Consider the following 18,758-nt stretch of genomic DNA (forward strand, 5'->3'; position numbering starts at 1 on the left):
GACTACCGGTTCGGCGCTTCCCCGGCATGCGCCGTTGGTAATCCGCTGGCCGAATGGCGGTAACGCAGGCCCAGCAGCACCGAGGCGACCAGCAATCCCGCGATCAGCCCGATCCACATGCCGCGCGGTCCCATCGGCGCGACCAGCCCGCCGAGGCCGAAACCCAGCACGCTGCCCAGGACCATCCCCACGCCCCAGTAGGAAACCGCCGCCAGCAGCATCGGCACCCGGGTGTCGCCCAGGCCGCGCAGGGCGCCGGCGCTGATCACCTGCACCCCGTCGGGGAACTGGAACACCGCGGCGTACAGCATCAACCCGGCCGCCAGCGTGGCCACCGCGGCATCGGCGGTATAGAAGCCGACCACCCATTCGTTGCCCAGCAACAGCAGCGATGCCGAGACCGCCTGGGTGCCGAGCACGATCAGCAGCCCGGCGCGGGCCGCCCGGCGCACTCCGTCGCCGTCCCCGCGCCCCAGAGCATGGCCGACCCGCACGGTGGTCGCCTCGGCCAGCCCCATCGGCACCATGAAGCACAGGCTGGCGACGTTGATCGCGATCTGGTGGGCCGCGGCGGGCACCTCGCCCAGCCGCCCGATCAGCAGCGCGGTGACCACGAACAGTCCGCCCTCCATGGCCACCGTCACCCCGATCGGCAGGCCGACCACCAGCAGGCCGCGGATCGGCGCCCGGCGCGGCGGGTCGAAACGCGCGAACAAGCCAAGATCGGCGAACCGCCGGGCCCGCCACAGGTACGCCGCGAAGGCGATCGCCTGGCACCACAGCATCACCGCCGAGGCGTAGCCCGGCCCCGCCGGACCCAGCTCGGGAAAGCCGAACAGCCCCCAGGTCAGCACGTAGCCGACCGGCACCAGCACCAGCAGCCCGCCGAAGCCGAGCACCATGCTCGGCAGGGTGAAGTGCAGCCCGTCGCTCAGGTAGCGCATGCACAGGTAGAGGGTCAGCGCCGGCACGCCCCAGCGGATCCCGTGGATGAACGCCGTGGCCCCGGGGACGATCCCCGGAGCGATCCCCAGCGGCTCCAGGGCATGCACCACCACGGTCATGAAGCCGAACAGCAGCACGCCCAGTCCCGCCGCCAGCCACAGCGCCTGGCGGAACAGCGCGCCCACCTCCGCCCGCCGGCCGCTGCCGTCCAGCCGCGAGACCGCCGGCGGCACCGACATCAGCGTGCCCATCGGCACCATCACCGGCAGCCAGAACAACGCGGTGCCGACCGCCACCGCGGCCAGGGTGTCGGTGCCGTGGTGGCCGGCGATCACACTGTCGACGAAGCCGATCAGGCCGGTCGACAGGTGCCCGGCGACCAGTGGCGCGGCGAGCGTGGCGGTACGGCCGACTTCATGGCGGAAGCGCGGCCCGGAAGACGGGTGCGGGGCGGGCATCGGGAATACGTCAGCGGGAAGTACGTCAGCGCCCGAGCCGGGTGCGCAACCACTGGCCGCGGCTCTCGGCGGCGGTGGATACCAGTTCGCGCCGCAGCTGGTCGCGGTCCTGCGGGGCGGTGCGCTGCACCAGCACCGCCAGGTCGCCGCGCTGGCGGCTGTCCAGCCCGCGCAGCGCGTCCAGGAGCGCGTCGTGCTCGTCGCCTGGAACCTGCGCCAGCAACGGCTGCAGGGCCGGATAGTCGGCGCCCAGCTCCGGACCCAGCAGCCAACCGCGCCGCTCGCTGGCGTCCAGCGCATCGAATTCCCCGCGCAGCGCCTGCTGCTCGTCCGGCGGCAGCTGCGCGTAACCACTCGCGGCCGCACGCACGCGGGCGCGGTCGTAGTTGGGCAGCTCCCGCCAGGCCTGGTAGCGCACCCGGCCGGCGGCCCGCTCCTCGCGGTCCAGCGCGTCCCATCCGGTCATCCGGCCGAGGAAGGCCTCCTGCGCCACGCTGTCCCAGCGCTCCCAGGTTGCCGCCCGCTCCTGCAGTTGCTGGCGGCGCCCGGGATCGAGACTGTCCCAGGCGTCCGCCAGTTCCTCGAGGCCGGGCGGGACGGCAGCCGCCGCGCCGGCGACCAGCAGTGCCGGCAGCAGGCCCCAGCGCCGTCGACGGTCAGTGCGGCTCATGGTCGGTCTCCACATGTTCACCGGCGGGCGCGTCGCCGGCAGCAGCCGCGCCGCCGCGCGCGGCAGCCTGCATGTCTCCCCGTGCCAGGCCTGGCCCGGCGCCCGGGGTGGCCGCGCTCACGCCCTGGGCCGCGAGCCAGGAATGGAAGCCGAGCTGTCCGGCCTCGGCCATCCCGTCGGGGTCGGCCAGCAGCTCGAAATCGCGATGGGTCAGCACCTCCAGCTGCCGGCCGTAGCGCGAGGCCGGCTCCTCCCCGGCCTGCAGCGAACCGCTCCACACCTCGCCCTCCTCCGGACCGGCCAGGCGCCTGAGCAGCGCGTCGCCGAAGAATGTCGCCACGAATGCAATCGCGCACAACGCCAGCAGGCCCCACAGCGCCGGCACCAGCCAGCGCGGGCGGCCGGATGCCGGCAACGGCTCGGGCATCGCGATACTGCCGGCCTCGATCCCGCCGCCGGCCAGTGCCTCGGCACGCGCCTCGGCCAGGAAACGCTGGCGGCCGGCCGGCAGGTTCTTGATCCGGTGATGCACCTGCTCGCGCAACCGGCGCCACTGGCTGGCCAGTGCCGCCTGGTCCTCGCTGCCGCTCAGCTGCGCCAGCGCGCGGCGCACGGCAAGCTCGTAGCTGCCGGAGGCGACCCCCATCACCTCTGCGGCGGCGTCCTGCTCCAGGCTGGCGGCCAGGCTCAGCAGCAACGCCGCGCGGGGACCGGAGCCGAGCGAGGCCAGCCTGTCGGTCGCCGACAGCTCGACCCGGACCGGCGCGTGGTTGCGCAGTTCCGGGTGGGCGAGCAACAGGCTCCAGAACCGCGCCGGCCACGCCGCCATGACCTGTCCGGCAGCGGGATCCTCGCTGGCGGCGGTGAACTGGAACTCCGCCATGGCCGCCGCCAGGGCGCGGTCGCCACGGTCGGGGTCGCCGCATTGCAGCTCGGCAAGCACCGCGGCACGACGCTCGATTCCGCGCAGGAACGCAGCCAGCGCGGGCGAGCCCGCAGGCCGGGGTCCAGGAGTCGTGGCAGCGCTCGTCATCGGTGTCGATCATACCGGCGCGGACCCGCTCTCCGAGGACTTGACTTGTCCTTCACGAGCCCACGGCCCCTGTCCGGTGGGGGCTTGGGTGCCACGAAGGGTTTTGCACAGGCATGCAAGCCACGTCTGAACCGGTGTTCAGCAAGATCCACGCATTCGTTACGCGAATGTTTCACGACCAAGTGGTTGATTCCTTACGGAAAACAGGTCTTGGCGCTTTTTTCACCAACCCAACCCGGGGGCTTATGGCACCGGGGTTGCGCAACGTTGCCGACGAACAATGCACAGAGTTGTCCACAGGGCATGTGGATAAGCGGGGTTCTCCTTTGCTGGCATGCACTTGCGACCGATTGCGAAGAAATCCGACAGGAGTACGCGACAATTGCCGCTTGACCCCCGCGCCCGCACTGCGGCAGGCCCGATAGACTGTCCGCCATGGCTTCCGACGACCCTGCCGCGAACGCCGGCCAGGTGCTCAGGATCGCCCTGCCGGTTCCACTTCCGCGGCTGTTCGACTACCTGTCCCCATCCGGCGCCTTGCCGGAGGTGGGCTGCCGGGTGCGGGTGCCCTTCGGCCGCCGGGAGCTGGTCGGGGTGGTCGCCGGCCACGGCACCGGGGCGGATGCGCCCGACGGGCTGAAGCAGGTATTGGCGAACCTCGATGACACCCCCTTGCTGGCCGGCGAGCTGCTGGCCTCGCTGCGCTGGCTGGCGCGTTATACCCATGCGCCGCTGGGCGAAGTGCTGGCGACCGCGCTGCCCGGCCCGCTGCGTCATGGCGAGCCGCTGCCCGACATCCGCCGCCGAGGTTGGCAGCTCACCGCCGACGGCCGCGGGGCGCTGGCCTCGATGCGTGCCGGGCGCCCGCGGATCCTGGCCACGGCGCTTGCCGCGGGCGCGGTGGACGAAGCCCTGCTGGCGGCGCGGCTCGAGGGCTGGCGCGGGGCCGCCCGCGCCCTGGAGCGCCGCGGCCTTGCCGAGGCGGTGATCCTGGAGGGCTCTCCGGCCGCGCCCGGTGGCGTCGACGGTCCGCCGCCCAATCCAGACCAACTGGCGGCGATCGAAGCGATCACGACGGCAGCCGGCTTTGCCCCGTTCCTGCTCGACGGCGTCACCGGCAGCGGCAAGACCGAGGTCTACCTGCACGCCATCGCCGGCTGCCTGGCGCGCGGCCGCCAGGCCCTGGTGCTGGTGCCGGAGATCGGCCTGACCCCGCAGCTGCTGGCGCGCTTCCGCACCCGCCTCGGAGTACCGGTCCATGTGCTGCATTCCGGCTTGGCCGACGGCGAGCGCGCGCGCACCTGGGCGGCGGCGCTTTCCGGACAGGCCCGGGTGGTGGTGGGAACGCGCTCGGCGGTCTTCCTGCCCCTGCCGGAGGCCGGCCTGGTCGTCGTCGACGAGGAGCACGACAGCAGTTTCAAGCAGCTCGACGGCATCCGCTACCACGCCCGTGACTTCGCCCTGTACCGCGCCAGGTCACTCGGGGTGCCGGTGGTGCTGGGCAGCGCGACCCCGTCGCTGGAGTCACTGGCCAACGCGCAGGGTGGACGCTACCGCCACCTGCGCCTGCACCAGCGCGCCGGCGGGGCACGTCCACCCGCCGTGCGCGTGGTGGACGTGCGCAAGCGACCGCTGCAGGCCGGCCTGTCCCCAGAGCTGCTGGACGCGGTCCAGCGCGAGCTCGATGCCGGGGGCCAGGTGCTGGTGTTCCGCAACCGCCGCGGCTACGCCCCGGTCCTGCTGTGCCACGACTGCGGCTGGAGCGCCTGCTGTGCCCGCTGCAGCAGCGAGGAGCGCGGCACCCCGATGACCGTGCACGCCGCCGGCCGCCGGTTGCAGTGCCATCACTGCGGCGCGCGCCGCCCTGCCCCCGGCGCCTGTCCGGACTGCGGCGGCCTGGGCCTGCAGCCGCAGGGCGCGGGCACCGAACGGATCGAGGAGGTGCTGCAGGAGCGCTTCGCCGGCCAGCGGGTGGTCCGCATCGACCGCGGCAGCACCCGACAGCGCGACGGGCTGGAGAAGCGCCTGGCGGAGTTCGGCGACGCACCCGGCATCCTGGTGGGCACCCAGATGCTGGCCAAGGGCCACGACCTGCCCAATCTCACCCTCGTGGCGGTGGTCGGCATCGACGAGGGGCTGTTCAGCGCCGACTTCCGCGCACCGGAGAAGCTGGCCCAGCTGCTGATCCAGGTCGCCGGGCGTGCCGGCCGCGCGGCGAAGGCCGGCCGCGTGTTGCTGCAGACCCACCACCCCGACCATCCGCTGCTGGCCACTCTGCTGCAGGGCGGCTACCACGCCTTTGCCGATCAGGAACTGGAGCTGCGCGCGGCGGCCGGGTTCCCGCCGTTCGCCCACCTGGCGCTGATGCGCGCGGAGGCGAAACAGGTCGCCGACTGCGACGGCTTCCTGCGGGCGGCGCGCGAACGCATCGAGCAGGTGGCCGGCGAGGAACTGGAGCTCAGTGGCCCGTTGCCGGCCCCGATGCCGCGCCGCGCCGGCTACCAGCGCACCCAGCTGTTGCTGTCCTCGCCCGGACGCCCGGCCCTGCATGCCGCGCTGCATGCGGCGCTGCCGGCGATCCACGCCCTGCCGGAAGCGCGCAAGGTGCGCTGGTCGCTGGACGTCGACCCGGTCGACCTCTACTGATCCGCAACCCACCCACGGGGGGCGGAAAAGCGGACGGCCCGGTTTCCCGGGCCGCCCACCGTGAGACTCGTGGATGATGCTCAGGCGGTGAACAGCGCCCGCATCTTCTTCAGCGCGTTGGCCTCGATCTGGCGGATGCGCTCGGCGGACACGCCGTATTCGTCGGCCAGTTCCTGCAGGGTCACCTTGCTGTCCTGGCCCAGCCAGCGCCGGGCGACGATGTCGCGTGAACGCGCGTCCAGGGTGGACAGGCCCTCGCGCAGCAGGGTCAGCTGGCTGTCCTCCTCGTCCTCGCGCTCGTAGAGCTCGGACGGGTCCTCCTCGTCGGTGCTGAGGAAGGCCACCGGCGACGGCGGGGCGTGGTCCTCGTCGTCGCTGGACGGGGCATCGAAGCCGATGTCGCGGCCCGACAGGCGCGACTCCATCTCCAGCACCTCGCGCTCGGACACGTTCAGGTCCTGCGCCACCAGCCGGACTTCCTCGGCGTTCATCCAGCCCAGGCGCTTCTTGCTCTTGCGCAGGTTGAAGAACAGCTTGCGCTGGGCCTTGGTGGTGGCGACCTTGACGATGCGCCAGTTCTTGAGGATGAACTCGTGCATCTCGGCACGGATCCAGTGCACCGCGAAGCTCACCAGGCGCACGCCGTGGTCGGGATCGAAGCGCTTGACGGCCTTCATCAGGCCGATGTTGCCTTCCTGGATCAGGTCCGCCAACGGCAGGCCGTAGCCGTTGTAGCCACGGGCCACGTGGACCACGAAACGCAGGTGCGAATGCACCAGCTCGCGGGCGGCGGCAAGGTCTTCCTCGTCACGGAAACGGCGCGCGAGCTGCTGCTCTTCGTCCACGGTCAGCACCGGGATGCGGTGCACCGCGCCGATGTAGGCGTCGAGCGAACCCAGTGCACTGCCGGGAACCGGCAGGTTGTTGGCGACAAGCGCCTGTGAGGCGGCAATATCAGTCATGGCGATGATTTTACCAGTTGTGATAGATGGTCGCTAATGCGGTTTGTGGCGCCCCGGCGTTCTGTTCATGGAACTATCGCTCGCCGGAACCGGCCACATGCTGCGGACTTAGAGTGCGCCCCTCGCCGTAAGTTCCCCATCAACAGCACCCGCCCTCAAGGCACCACCAACCCGTCTCCCCCCCCAGGCCGCCCCGGCGCTGGCCGGCAGCGCCCAGTCGATCGGCGTCCCGCCGCGCCCGGCCAGATACCGGTTGGCCTTGGAGAAATGCCCGCAGCCGATGAATCCGCGATGCGCCGACAACGGCGAGGGATGCGGCGCCCGCAGCACGCAGTGCCGGTTGCGGTCGATCACCGCCCCCTTCTTCTGCGCATAGCTGCCCCACAGCAGGAACACCAGCCCCTCGTGCTCGCGTGCCAGGGTCTCGACCACGTGGTCGGTGAAGCCCTCCCAGCCGCGTCCCTGGTGGGAACCGGCGCGGCCGGCCTCCACCGTCAGCACCGAGTTGAGCAGCAGCACGCCCTGGCGCGCCCAGGGCAGCAGGCAACCGTGCGGAGCCGGCTGGATGCCCAGGTCGCGTTGCAGCTCCTTGTAGACGTTCACCAGCGAGGGCGGCACCGGCACCCCCGGCCGCACCGAGAAGCACAGCCCGTGCGCCTGCCCCGGGCCGTGATAGGGGTCCTGGCCCAGCACCACCACCCGCACCCGGTCGAACGGCGTGGCATCGAGTGCGCTGAAGATCTCCCCGCCGGGCGGGAACACCTGCACCCCGGCACGCTTGCGCTCGCGCAGGTGGTCGGCCAGCCCACGCATGTCCGGGCGCGCCAGGTAGTCGCCCACCCGCTGCTTCCACGAGGATTCCAGCTGGATGCGGCCGGTGGCGGCCCCGGTGGTGTCGACGGAGGTGCCCATCCGCGTATTACATCATCGCCAGCTCGGTATTGGTCAGCGTGCGCTTGTAGTAGTCGCGCAGCCGGACCTTGCGCTCCAGGTCGGCGATGATCCAGGCCGCGAACGGCAGTCCGCTCAGGTCCTCGATCATGTTCAGGCCGCCGGGCGTGTCGACGTTGATCTCCATCATCTTGTCGCCGACGATGTCCAAGCCGGCCAGGTACATCCCGTCACGGATCAGCTTGGGCGCGACGATGCCGGCCATCCGCAGCGCGTCCGCGTCGGGCGTCACCAGCTCGTACTTGCCACCGGCGCTGATGTTGCTGCGCGCATCGCCGCTGTCGTTGTAGCGCCGGATGCAGGCATAGGTGCCGTCGATATGCAGGGGCCGGCCGTTGAGGGTCAGCAGCCGCAGGTCGCCGTCGGTGGCGCGCGGCAGGTACTCCTGGACGATCGCGTAGCCGTCGCGGATCACCGCGTCGATCATCTGGTTGAGGTTGCCGCCGCTTTCCGGCGTCACCACGAACACCCCCTGCCCGCCCGAGCCCTGCAGCGGCTTGATCACCCCGTGGCCCTCGTGGGCGTTGATGAAGGACTTGATCTCCTCCGGGTCCATGGTGATGCAGGTCGCCGGCCGCACCTCGTCGGGGAAGTGCTGGAAGTAGGTCTTGTTGGAGGCATGGGCCAGGTGCGTCGGGTCGTTCAGCACGAGCACCCCGCGCAACGCCGCCAGGTGCGCGAACAGCAGGCCGCTGTTGGGCGCCCAGGGACGCTCCTCGACCTCGTCGGCAGGATCGGAACGCAGCATCAGCACGTCCAGTTCCTCCACCGAGATCCGCTCGGTGGAAGCGCCCTCGCCCTGCAGTTCCTCCAGCAGTTCGGCATCGCTCCCGTACTGCTCCGCCGAGGGCACGTGGGCGTGGGCGCGGACGGTGTCGTTGGCGTCGTAGATGAAGCCGCCCAGGCCGATCAGCGCGACCTGGTGGCCACGGCTCACCGCGGTACGGGCCAACCGGATGGTGGTGTAGTTCTCCTGCTCGCTTGCCATCTCGTTGATGACGAAGCCGAGCCTGATCGGCCGCGCGGGGTCGGGAATGGAAGGAACGGCGGTCATGCCACGGGCACCTCGTGGTGGAGTTGGGCGACGCTGATCGAGCGGCAGCACTCCAGCCGCTCGGCGAAGCCGGGATGGTGGAAGAAGCGCGGCAGGACCTGCGGCGCACCGACCCAGCCCTCCTCGGCCAGCTGCCCGAGCACGGCCAGGTGGCTGAGCGCGAACTTGCCGGCATACAGGTCCGCCAGGTCGGCGCCGTCGGCCAGGCTGTCGAGCAGGTCGCGCAAACCGCCCAGGTACACCGCGTCCTTGGTCAGGCCGCCGCCGCGCAACGCCCGCACGGCGACATCGAAGGCGTCGTCGGTCGCCATGCCGTGGGTGTTGTGCAGCAGGTCGAAGATCTCCGGCACGCCATGGCCGTTCATCGCCATGTCGGTGGCGATCACCCGCGCCGCGAGCACCAGCAGGCGCTCGCCGGGCAGGAAGCCGGCCAGGTACTCGGCCAGCACCCCCAGCCCTTCCTGCAGCGGATCGTAGTGCGCCAGCCCGACCTGCAACTGGCGCAGCGGCTGCCTGCCGCCGTTGTGGCGGGTCACCACGTGGGTGCCGATCTCGTGTTGCACCAGCGGCTGCACCCGGGCGTGCGGCAGGCGCACATCCCCGTCCACGTAGAAGGTGCCGTGGGAAACCATCATCATCGAGTTCAGGTCGGTGTCGACCACCACGTCGAAATCGAAGCCCGGCTGGCTCTCGCGGTACCAGTCGCGCTCGGCCTCGACCGCCTCGAGCACGTCGTCGATGCCGGCATCGGCCTTCAGCGGCGCACCCGGCCGCACGTCACGCATGATCGCCTCGGCGCACTCCAGCAACGGGGCGTCGACCCCGCCGAACAGGTCCAGGCTTGCGTTGAGGAAGCCGTCGGTGCCGCGCAGGCGCACCAGTTCGACCTGGCGCTCGAGTTCGCGCCGCTTCTCGGCCAGCAGCGCCGACAACAGGGGCGACTCGACCTCGTCGACGGGCATCGCGTGCAGACGTTCGCGGACCTCTCGCAGGTCCACCTCCAGGTCGATGTATTTCAGCTCCGGCAACCACCGGTAGCCGCTGTCGGCAAAGGCGTGCCACATCGCCTCGTTGTCGATCGGCGACAGCGCCAGCAACCAGTCGACCTCGCCGTCCATGTCCGCCAGGGCGTTGTCCACCCGGGCGGCGATTGGCGGCAGCGGCCTCAGCGGCGCACTGCTCAGCGGCACGCCAGGAACTCCGGGCGCACCGCGTCGACCGCCGCCTGCAGGCCGCCGCGCAGGTCTTCCATCGCCTCCAGGTCGACCTGGCCGGTCCACTCGTCCATGTAGACCTTCTTGTACTCGATGGAAACAGTGCAGGCCGCCGGCCCCCAGTTGGAGTAGACCCACTCGGGGAAGTCGCCGCCGGTGGGATAGCGCACGTTGGCGCGGACGTCGGGCTTGCGCCCGTTGACCGGATGGCGGCCCAACTCCCGGGTGAAGCGCTCGGCCACCGCGCCCCAGCGGTCCGGATCCAAGGTGGTCAGGCCCAGGTCGATGTCGGGGTTGCGTTGCGGATCCGCCGGCGCGGCATGCGTGCCGTCGCGGCGGTGGTTGTAGCTGTGGATGTCGAGCACCAGCACGCAGCCCCACTGGTCGATCATCCGCTCCATCAGTTCGCTGAACATGGCGCGGAAGCGATCGTGGATGGCCAGCGAGCGCTCCAGTTCCTCCCGCGGCAGCGGGCCCTTCCAGAACCGGATGCCCCAGGTGTCGGCCGGGTCGGTGGACAGGGCCAGCCCGCGCGGGCGGTTGAGGTCGACCTCGAAACGCGAGGTGCGCACCCGCAGGCGCACGTCACCGACCTCGGTGAACAGCCCTGTCATCGGGTCCTCGTCGCGCCGCCGTTCCGCCCGGTCCACCGCCAGGTGCGGGACCAGTGCCGGGCGCATGCGGTGGCCGTCGTGGACGGCGGTGGCGATCACCGGACCGTGGCCGACCACCAGGTCCCATTCCGGGACACGGCGGGCACTGACCAGGCGGGCGCATGTATCGAACCAGTCCCCGTAAACCTTCGAATCATCCATGCCGGGCATGGTTCCATCGGCGGCATCATCGACCCGTGAGCGGGCCTCCGGCGCGTTCAGGCGTGGGCAGGCAACCGCGACAGGCGCAGCTGGAACAGCACCTTGGTCGCCAGCAGGCGCTCCTCGATCGGCTTGAGCACCAGGTCGTTGGCCCCGGCACGCAGCAGCAGCGCCTGGTTCTCCGGGTTGGCGTCCCCGGTCATCACCAGCACCGGCAGCCGGCGCTTGCCGTAGCCGAAGTGCCCGCGCACCCGGTCCAGCAGGTCGTGGCCGTCGAGCTCGCCCTTCAGGTACACGTCGGTAAGCAGCAGGTCGGCGCCGAGGTCGCCGTCACCGGCGTCGCGGCGCTGCTGCAGATAGTCGAGCGCCTCTTCCACGCCGGCGAAATGCAGCACCTGCAGTTGCTGGCGCTCGAGCATGCGCTTGGTCGCCAGCGCCACCACCCGGCTGTCCTCCACGTACAGCACCCGCGCGTCGGGGATCGGCTCGGGCTGCACGTAGCCGCGGATGAAGGCGGCCAGGGCGGCGTGCCCCAGGGCCTTGTCGAAGTAGTCGGTGACGTCCTCGGAGAAGCGCCGCGCCTCCAGGTGCGACTGGGCATCGCCGGAGACCACGATCACCGGCACGTACGCCTGCCCGGCCGCCTCGCGCACCGCGCGGGCCAGCTCGTTGCCGTCGCCGTCGGGCAGCGCCAGCGAGGTGGTGACCAGGTCGACCGCCCCCGCGTCCAGTGCCTGGCGTGCCTCGGCGATGCTGGCACAGCCGACCACGGTGGCGTTGCCGAGCTCACCGGCCAAGACGTCGCCGATCAACCTGCGCACCAGCCTCGAGCCGTCCACCACCATCACCCGTGGCGCGTCGCTGACGACGTGGCTGAGCTTTCCGGCGGTACGTGTCATGGGCAGGCCTGCAGGGGGTTCACGGCCCCGCCGTCAGGTGTCGGTGGGACGGGTCTGGCGCAGGAAGTGCCCGGTGACCAGCCCGGCCCCCAGCCACCCCAGCAGCGCCGCGGCAACCAGGATGATCGCTCCATGCTGCAGCCCGAATCCACGCAATGCAAAGCCGCTACCGTAACTGTGCGCCAGGTCCGCAAGCGGCGTGCGCAGGGCCAGCTCCGCAGCGGTCAGCAGGCCCAGGGCCAGCAACCCGGCCATCACCCCGTAGCAGGCGCCCAGGTACAGGAACGGGCGCCGTATGAAGCCGTCGGTCGCGCCCAGCAGCTGCAGCACGCCGATCTCCTCGCGGCGCTGCTGGATGTCCAGCCGCACGGTGTTGCCGACCACCAGCAGCGCGCCAAGCCCGAGCATCGCCGCCAGTACCCAGGCCAACCGGGTCCCGAAGCGCAGCCAGCCATCGAGCCGCTCGCGCCAAGCCGCATCGTGCTGCACCAGGTCGGCCTCGGGCAGCTGTTCCAGCGTCCCGGCCAGCGCGCGTTCGTCACCGGTGGGGCGCACGATCAGCAGGCTCGGCAGCGGGTTGGCTCCCAGCACGTCGATCGCCTCGCCCAGCCCGGTGGCCTCGCGCAAGTCGGCCAGGCCCCGGTCCGGGTCGCGCAGCTCGACCGCGGCGACATCGGGACGGGCGCGCAGCTCATCGGCCAGCGCGCGCGCCCTCGGCAGTTCGACACCGGTCTTCAGGAACAGGCTGACCTCGCGCGCCTGCTGCACGTCGCCGGCGAAGCGCTCGACGTTGGAGAGGGTAGCCCACAGGCCCAGCGGCAGGGCCAGCGCCACCGCCATCACGCCAACGGTCAGCAGGGTCGACCAGGGCCGCCGCGCCATGCGACCGGCGCTGGCCACCAGGCTGTAGCCGTGGTGGTCGAGCCAGGTGGCGAAGGACGAACGCGTGCTCATGGCGCGGCCAGCTCGTCGGGGGCGATGTCGTCGACCAGGCGCCCGCCGTCGAGCACCAGCACGCGCCTGCGCATGCGCTTGACCAGGCCCAGGTCGTGGCTGGCGACCAGCACGCTGGTGCCGCGTTCGGGCAGCGATTCGAACAGCGTCATGATCTCCGCCGCCAGGGTCGGGTCGAGGTTGCCGGTGGGCTCGTCGGCCACCAGCAGCGCCGGCTCGCCGACGATCGCGCGGGCGATGCCCACCCGCTGCTGCTCGCCGGCCGACAGCTGCGCCGGCAGCGCGGTGGCGCGGGCACCCAGGCTGACCCGGTCGAGCACCGCGCGGACCCGCTTGGCGATCTCGCCGCGGCGCAGGCCTTGGAGCAGCAGCGGCAGGCCGACGTTCTCGGCGACGCTGCGGTCGGCCAGCAGGCGGTGGTCCTGGAACACCACGCCGACCCGGCGCCGGTGCAGGGCGACCTGCCTGCCGCGCACCCGCAGCAGGTTGCGGTCATCGAACAGCACCGCGCCCCGGCTGGGGCGCTCGGCCAGGTGGATCAGCTTGAGCAGGGTGCTCTTGCCGGCACCCGAATGCCCGGTGACGAACAGCATCTCGCCGGCGTCGACCTGGAAACCGACTTCCGAGAGCGCCTGCTGCCCGCCGGGATACTGCTTGCTGACATTGTCGAAACGCAGGACGGGCATCGGCGGCGGTGCTCGGGAAGGCAGGCGAAGGCTACGGCCGAACGCCGCCGGCGGCCAGCCTCAGTTGCCGCCGCCGAGCAAAGAGCGGATGCCACGGCCAAGCCGGCCGATCAGGCCCGGCCTCGCAGCCGCGGCAGGAGCCGCTTTCGGCGTGACAGGAGCGCTGGCCGCCTTCGGTGCAGGCGGGGCCGAGGACTGCGGCTGCGCATGCGCCGGCCCACGCCTGGCCTCCTGGCCGGCGCCGCGACGGCGCCGCTCGCCTTCCGCGCGCGGTGGCTGGCGGCGGCCGCCCTCACCCTTGCCGGCGGTGCCGGTGTCCGGTCCGGTGGCCTGCTGCCCGCCTTCGCTGCCGGCGCGTTCGCCGGCCGGCTTGCGGCGCCGGCGACGACGCTTGCGCGGTGCCTCGCCATCGGCTGCAGGCGCGCCCGGGGGGACCGCTGCCGGCTGTGCCTGCGCGACCGTGGCGGCCGGGGCCGCTTGCGGCGCTCCCTCCACCACCGGGGCGCTTGCCGCCGCGTCTCCGTCGGAACGACGGCGCGGGCGCTCCCCGGCCGGCTTCCGCCCACCGGCGCCGCCGCGGCCGTCCCGGCCGCCAGCGTGACGACCGCCACCACGGCGCTCCTCGTCGGCGGCACGCTGCTCGCGCGCCTCCTTGAAGATCGCGCTGACGCTCTCGTGCTCCTCGCCTTCCACCGCCTCGCGCTTCGGCCGCGGGCGCGCCACCAGCAGGTCGGCGTCGACCGGCGCGGTGGGGATCTTCTGCTCGATGTAGGCCTCGATGTCCGGCAGGCCGATGGCGTAGCGCTCGCAGGCGAAGCTGATCGCGTCGCCTTCCTCGCCCAGCCGCGCGGTGCGGCCGATGCGGTGCACGTAGTCCTCGGCGTCGAACGGCAGGTCGTAGTTGTAGACGTACTTCACGCCGTCGATGTGCAGCCCGCGGGCGGCCACGTCGGTGGCCACCAGTACTTCCAGCTGGCCCTTCTGGAACTTCGCCAGCAGGGTCTCGCGCTTCTTCTGCGGCACGTCGCCCGACAGCACGCCGACCCGGTAGCCACCGCGCTCCAGCGCCCGGGCGACCCGCTCCACCCATACCTTGGTGTTGACGAACACCATGGTGCGCGCGCCCTCGCTGCGCGACAGCAGGCCCAGCAGCAGCGGGATCTTCTCCTCGTCGGAGGGGAAGTACATCAGCTGGCGGACCTGGGCGGCGGTGATGTGCTCGGACTCCACCACCATCTTCTCGGGCTCGTTCATGTGCTCGTAGGCCAGCTCCAGCACGCGGTGGCTGAGGGTGGCCGAGAACAGCAGGGTCTGGCGCTCGGTGCGGATCGGCATGCGCCGCAGCAGGAAGCGGATGTCCTTGATGAAGCCCAGGTCGAACATCCGGTCGGCCTCGTCTAGCACGCAGATCTCGCAGGCGTGCAGGCTGACCACCTTGTGCTGCTTGACGTAATCGATCAGCCGGCCGGGGGTGGCGATGATCACGTCCACGCCCTGCTGCAGCAGCTCGCGCTGCTTGTCGTAGTCGACGCCGCCGTAGACCAGCGCGAACTTCAGGCCCAGTTCGGGGCCGAGCTTCACCGCATCCTTGTGGATCTGGATCGCCAGTTCACGGGTCGGCGCGAGGATCAGCGCGCGCGGGTCGCCGGGGTTGCGCTCGGCCAGGGCCGGCCGGCTCAACAGCCGGTTGACCACCGCGACCAGGAAGGCCAGGGTCTTGCCGGTGCCGGTCTGGGCCTGGCCGGCCACGTCGCCGCCCTTGAGCGCGACCGGCAGGGTCATGGCCTGGATCGGGGTGCAGCGGGTGAAGCCGGCGGATTCGAGCCCCGCCAGCAGCGCCGGGTGCAGTTCGAATGAAGAAAAGGAAACGTCGGTAAGTGGTTTGTCGCTCATGCGTAGGCCGGGTGGCAGCGGCGCCGGTCGCGCGCGCTTGCGTGGGTGGCGCCTGCGACTGCAGACTGCCGGGGTCGGCCAGTGTGTGTCCCTGACCGCAGCGTGCGATGGCCTTGACGCCGTCGCGAAACAGCCCAGTCTAACGTAGCGCCTGCCCGGCCGTCGCGGCCGGGGCCCAATCCAGGCATTACCCCGCAGGAGATCGTTGTGAGCGATAAAGTCATGCAGGTCGGCGATGCCGATTTCGAGACCGCCGTTCTGCAGTCGCCCGAGCCCGTGCTGGTCGACTTCTGGGCCGAGTGGTGTGGCCCGTGCCGGATGATCGCGCCGGCCCTGGACCAGTTGGCCGACGAGTACGCCGGCAAGGTCAGGGTGGCCAAGGTGAACGTGGACCACAACCGCGCCACCGCGATGAAGTACCACGTGCGCTCGATTCCGATGCTGCTGCTGTTCAAGGACGGCCAGGTGCAGGCCACCCAGATCGGCGCGGTGGGCAAGGCCCAGCTCGCGCAGATGATCGACAAGGCGCTCTGACGCCAACGCCGCGCGCCCCGGCGGTGCGCGGCACCTGAACCGCCCGCCGCCGCGCCTTCCCGGCGCTTGCGTGACGCCACCGGGCAGTGCTAGTTTCGCGGAACCGGCGTTTTTCGGCTGCCGCGGCCCCGCTCCTGGCGGCGGCCGCGAGGTCCGCACCGCCGCACGTCCTTCCGGATCAACGTCCCCAGTAACGCCCTGACGGCCCCTGCCGCGGGCGCTTCCCCCTTGGCGAGGAATTCCCGCTTGTCCGATACCACCCCCGACGCCGGCACCGGCGCCACCGCCGAGAAGCGCGTGCGCAAGCGCGCCACCAAGGCCACCACCAGCAAGGCCGACGCTCCGGCGCCGACCGCGCCCGACTCACCGCAGCCGAAGGCCGCGCCGGCGACCGCCGCCCAGGCGCCTGCGCCCGCCCCGGCCGCACCTCCTGCACCGGCCGCCACGCCGGCGCCCGCCCCTGCAGCTGCGTCGCCGGCCGCACCCTCACCATCGCCCGCGGCGGAGCCCCGGCCGGCGGCCGGCGCCGACGGCGGTGGCAATGGCAGCGGCGGGTCCGAAGGCAACAGCCCGCGCCAGGAGAACGGCGGCCATCGCCAGGATGCCGGCGGCGGCCGCAACAACCGTCGCGACCGCAACCGCAACCGCCGCGACCGCCCGCGCAGCCGCGACGGCCTGCCGGCCGACGAAGGCGGCAACGAAAACTTCGTACCCAGGCCCAATCCCCAGGTCCCGGAAGGCTTCCCGACCTATTCGCTGACCGACCTGAAGCGGATGCCGGCGCACAAGCTGCTGGAGATCGCCGAGCAGCTGTCGATCACCGACGGCGTTGCCCGCGCCCGCAAGCAGGACGTCATCTTCGCCGTGCTCAAGGTGCTGACCCGGCACGGCGAGGGCGTGGCCGCCGACGGCGTGCTGGAGATCCTGCCCGACGGCTTCGGCTTCCTGCGTGCCGCCGAGGCCAGCTACCTGGCCGGCCCGGACGACACCTACATCTCGCCCAGCCAGATCCGCCGCTTCAACCTGCGCACCGGCGACCACATCGCCGGCCGCATCCGCTGGCCCAAGGACGGCGAGCGCTACTTCGCCCTGGCGGTGGTCGACACCATCAACGGCGAGCCGATCGAGGCCAGCAAGGGCAAGGTGCTGTTCGAGAACCTGACCGCGCTGTTCCCGCGGCGCAAGTTCAAGCTCGAGCGCGGCGACGGCTCCACCGAGGACATCACCGGCCGGATCCTCGACCTCATGGCCCCGCAGGGCAAGGGCCAGCGCGCCCTGATCGTCAGCCCGCCCAAGGCCGGCAAGACGATGATGATGCAGCAGGTCGCCACCGCCATCACCCACAACCATCCCGACGTGCACATGATCGTGCTGCTCATCGACGAGCGGCCCGAGGAAGTCACCGAGATGCAGCGCACCGTGCGCGGCGAGGTGATCAGCTCGACCTTCGACGAGCCGGCCGCGCGCCACGTGCAGGTCGCCGAGATGGTGATCGAGCGCGCCAAGCGCCTGGTCGAGCACAAGAAGGACGTGGTGATCCTGCTCGACTCGATCACCCGCCTGGCGCGCGCGTACAACAACGTGGTCCCCAGCTCGGGCAAGGTGCTGTCGGGCGGCGTGGACGCCAACGCCCTGCACCGGCCGAAGCGCTTCTTCGGGGCGGCGCGCAACGTCGAGGAAGGCGGCAGCCTGACCATCATCGCCACCGCGCTGGTCGACACCGGCAGCAAGATGGACGAGGTGATCTACGAGGAGTTCAAGGGCACCGGCAACTCCGAGGTCCACCTGAACCGCCGCATCGCCGAGAAGCGCGTCTACCCGGCGATCGACATCAACCGCTCCGGCACCCGCCGCGAGGACTACCTGATCGAGCCCGAGCTGCTGCAGAAGATCTGGATCCTGCGCAAGCTGCTGCACGGCATGGACGAGATCGGCGCGATGGAGTTCCTGCTCGACAAGATGAAGAGCTCCAAGTCCAACGACGAGTTCTTCGCTTCGATGAAGCGCTGAACACCTCGCCGCGGCCATCCATCGTCCGTCCCACGCACCTGCCGGTCATCCCCGCGCACGCGGGGATCCACGGCCCGGGAAACCGGAATGCCCCGCACACGCGGGGCATTCTGCGTTCCCACCCGGGTGCTCAGCTATCGGACAATGGCGTCAGCAACTTCGGCCCGCGGCCCAAAGCTTGCGGCTCACCGGCAAGAAGCGCATCCGGGGCGCTGGCGTCGGACTCGGGAACCCAGCCAGGGCGGTGACGCGGGCCCGGAAGATACGGCTGCCATTGGCCGTATTCCGGCTCCATGTCGTCACCCGGGCGCCCTATGCTGAAAGCCACCGGCATCCGGAAGGTCCAATACCCCTCTTCAGGCGCATTCTCCGCATCGGTGCGGGTCCAGCGCCAGGCACGCGCCGCACGCGTGCTGGCTTTTGCGAACTCCCGGCGCATCGCCTCCATGCGGCCTTCCGGCACCAGTGTGCGCAGGTTGACCTGCTCGACTGCCACGTCGTCCACGGCACCCTGGAGATTGACCTTCAGCAGCAGGTACACGTCGCCCTGCACACCGTCGTACAGCGGCCCTGTCGGATATCGCGGAGGCGCGAAGCGCTTCCTGGCCGGCGCGGGATGATCGCCGCTCTCGCCGAAGCTCGCCCCGGAGACTGAAATGGCAAGGCCTTCCTCCCCTACCGGCTTGGCCAGCATCCGCACGCTCATGGGGCTGCGTGCACGGACCGGTTCACCCTCCACCAGAACGGGCTCGAAACGCCAGGCTGGCACGCGCCCGGCCAGTGCCGCGCGTACGTACTCCGGGATCTGCTCCGGCTGGTCCAGCGCGTAGCCGGAAACGCTGCCATCGGGCTCGATGTCGACCGTGCCCGTCACCACCAGGCTGGCTTCGACGCGCTCGAGCAACGCCGCATCCGGCTGCTTTGCAAACGTCGCTGGCGCGACGGCGAGACCCCAGCCGAGCACCGACGCGACAAGAATTCCCTTCAACCCCATGGTACTGCCTCCCTTCCCCGGTCGATCCGCAGGCTAGCTG

At 71.2% G+C, this 18,758-nt stretch carries 15 protein-coding genes and 1 pseudogene; 3 read left to right on the forward strand and 13 right to left on the reverse strand.

Going from position 1 to position 18,758, the window contains the following annotated elements:
- Positions 1–2: 2 nt before the first annotated feature.
- The 3 genes from LY625_RS05660 to LY625_RS05670 are packed head-to-tail and all read right to left on the reverse strand — an operon-like array spanning position 3 to position 3,106.
- Complete coding sequence (locus LY625_RS05660; protein WP_233738187.1) at positions 3–1,403, reverse strand: MATE family efflux transporter; 1,401 nt, start codon at positions 1,401–1,403, stop codon at positions 3–5.
- 25 nt (positions 1,404–1,428) lie between these two features.
- Positions 1,429–2,073, reverse strand: coding sequence for a DUF3106 domain-containing protein (locus LY625_RS05665; RefSeq protein WP_233738188.1), 645 nt, complete (start codon positions 2,071–2,073; stop codon positions 1,429–1,431).
- Positions 2,060–3,106 (reverse strand): hypothetical protein, encoded by a 1,047-nt coding sequence (locus tag LY625_RS05670; protein ID WP_233738189.1) that lies wholly within the window; start codon positions 3,104–3,106, stop codon positions 2,060–2,062. The genes LY625_RS05665 and LY625_RS05670 overlap by 14 nt, the downstream gene beginning before the upstream one ends.
- A 435-nt stretch (positions 3,107–3,541) precedes the next feature.
- Here LY625_RS05670 and LY625_RS05675 point away from each other — a divergent pair, with 435 nt between their 5' ends.
- On the forward strand, positions 3,542–5,752 hold the full coding sequence (locus tag LY625_RS05675; RefSeq protein WP_233738191.1) for a primosomal protein N': 2,211 nt from the start codon (positions 3,542–3,544) through the stop codon (positions 5,750–5,752).
- Between the two features lie 80 nt (positions 5,753–5,832).
- Here LY625_RS05675 and rpoH read toward each other — a convergent pair whose 3' ends face one another.
- The 9 genes and pseudogenes from rpoH to rhlB form a co-directional block, all read right to left on the reverse strand.
- Positions 5,833–6,714, reverse strand: a complete 882-nt coding sequence (gene rpoH, locus LY625_RS05680; RefSeq protein ID WP_233738193.1) for an RNA polymerase sigma factor RpoH — start codon at positions 6,712–6,714, stop codon at positions 5,833–5,835.
- A gap of 108 nt (positions 6,715–6,822) precedes the next feature.
- Positions 6,823–7,626: a uracil-DNA glycosylase gene (gene ung / locus LY625_RS05685; RefSeq protein WP_233738194.1), complete on the reverse strand. Its 804-nt coding sequence runs from the start codon at positions 7,624–7,626 to the stop codon at positions 6,823–6,825.
- Between the two features lie 7 nt (positions 7,627–7,633).
- Positions 7,634–8,719, reverse strand: coding sequence for a hypothetical protein (locus tag LY625_RS05690; RefSeq protein ID WP_233738196.1), 1,086 nt, complete (start codon positions 8,717–8,719; stop codon positions 7,634–7,636).
- Positions 8,716–9,909, reverse strand: a complete 1,194-nt coding sequence (locus LY625_RS05695) for a tyrosine/phenylalanine carboxypeptidase domain-containing protein (protein WP_233738198.1) — start codon at positions 9,907–9,909, stop codon at positions 8,716–8,718. Before LY625_RS05695 ends, LY625_RS05690 begins: the two co-directional genes overlap by 4 nt.
- Positions 9,900–10,748, reverse strand: coding sequence for an N-formylglutamate amidohydrolase (locus LY625_RS05700; RefSeq protein WP_233738200.1), 849 nt, complete (start codon positions 10,746–10,748; stop codon positions 9,900–9,902). Before LY625_RS05700 ends, LY625_RS05695 begins: the two co-directional genes overlap by 10 nt.
- 56 nt (positions 10,749–10,804) lie before the next feature.
- Positions 10,805–11,647, reverse strand: a complete 843-nt coding sequence (locus tag LY625_RS05705; RefSeq protein WP_233738202.1) for a response regulator — start codon at positions 11,645–11,647, stop codon at positions 10,805–10,807.
- A gap of 33 nt (positions 11,648–11,680) precedes the next feature.
- Entirely contained in the window at positions 11,681–12,601 is a 921-nt protein-coding gene (gene ftsX, locus LY625_RS05710; protein WP_233738204.1) for a permease-like cell division protein FtsX, read from the reverse strand.
- Positions 12,598–13,287, reverse strand: coding sequence for a cell division ATP-binding protein FtsE (gene ftsE, locus LY625_RS05715; protein ID WP_233738206.1), 690 nt, complete (start codon positions 13,285–13,287; stop codon positions 12,598–12,600). The genes ftsX and ftsE overlap by 4 nt, the downstream gene beginning before the upstream one ends.
- Positions 13,288–13,608: 321 nt before the next feature.
- Positions 13,609–15,180: pseudogene (rhlB, locus tag LY625_RS05720) on the reverse strand (ATP-dependent RNA helicase RhlB); the annotation flags it as partial.
- Positions 15,181–15,387: 207 nt separating this feature from the next.
- On the opposite strand from rhlB, the gene trxA reads away from it, so the two are divergent.
- Together trxA and rho are read left to right on the forward strand one after the other, a co-directional pair.
- Positions 15,388–15,714, forward strand: coding sequence for a thioredoxin TrxA (gene trxA / locus LY625_RS05725; protein ID WP_233738209.1), 327 nt, complete (start codon positions 15,388–15,390; stop codon positions 15,712–15,714).
- 246 nt (positions 15,715–15,960) lie between these two features.
- A complete protein-coding gene (gene rho, locus LY625_RS05730) occupies positions 15,961–17,724 on the forward strand; it encodes a transcription termination factor Rho (RefSeq protein WP_233738216.1) in 1,764 nt (587 codons plus the stop codon).
- A gap of 130 nt (positions 17,725–17,854) precedes the next feature.
- Here the strand turns inward: rho and LY625_RS05735 are convergent, their stop codons facing one another.
- Positions 17,855–18,718: an energy transducer TonB gene (locus LY625_RS05735; protein WP_233738218.1), complete on the reverse strand. Its 864-nt coding sequence runs from the start codon at positions 18,716–18,718 to the stop codon at positions 17,855–17,857.
- Positions 18,719–18,758: the final 40 nt, after the last annotated feature.

Origin of the sequence: Lysobacter sp. GX 14042 (genome assembly GCF_021390425.1) — a bacterium.
GTDB lineage: Bacteria > Pseudomonadota > Gammaproteobacteria > Xanthomonadales > Xanthomonadaceae > Novilysobacter.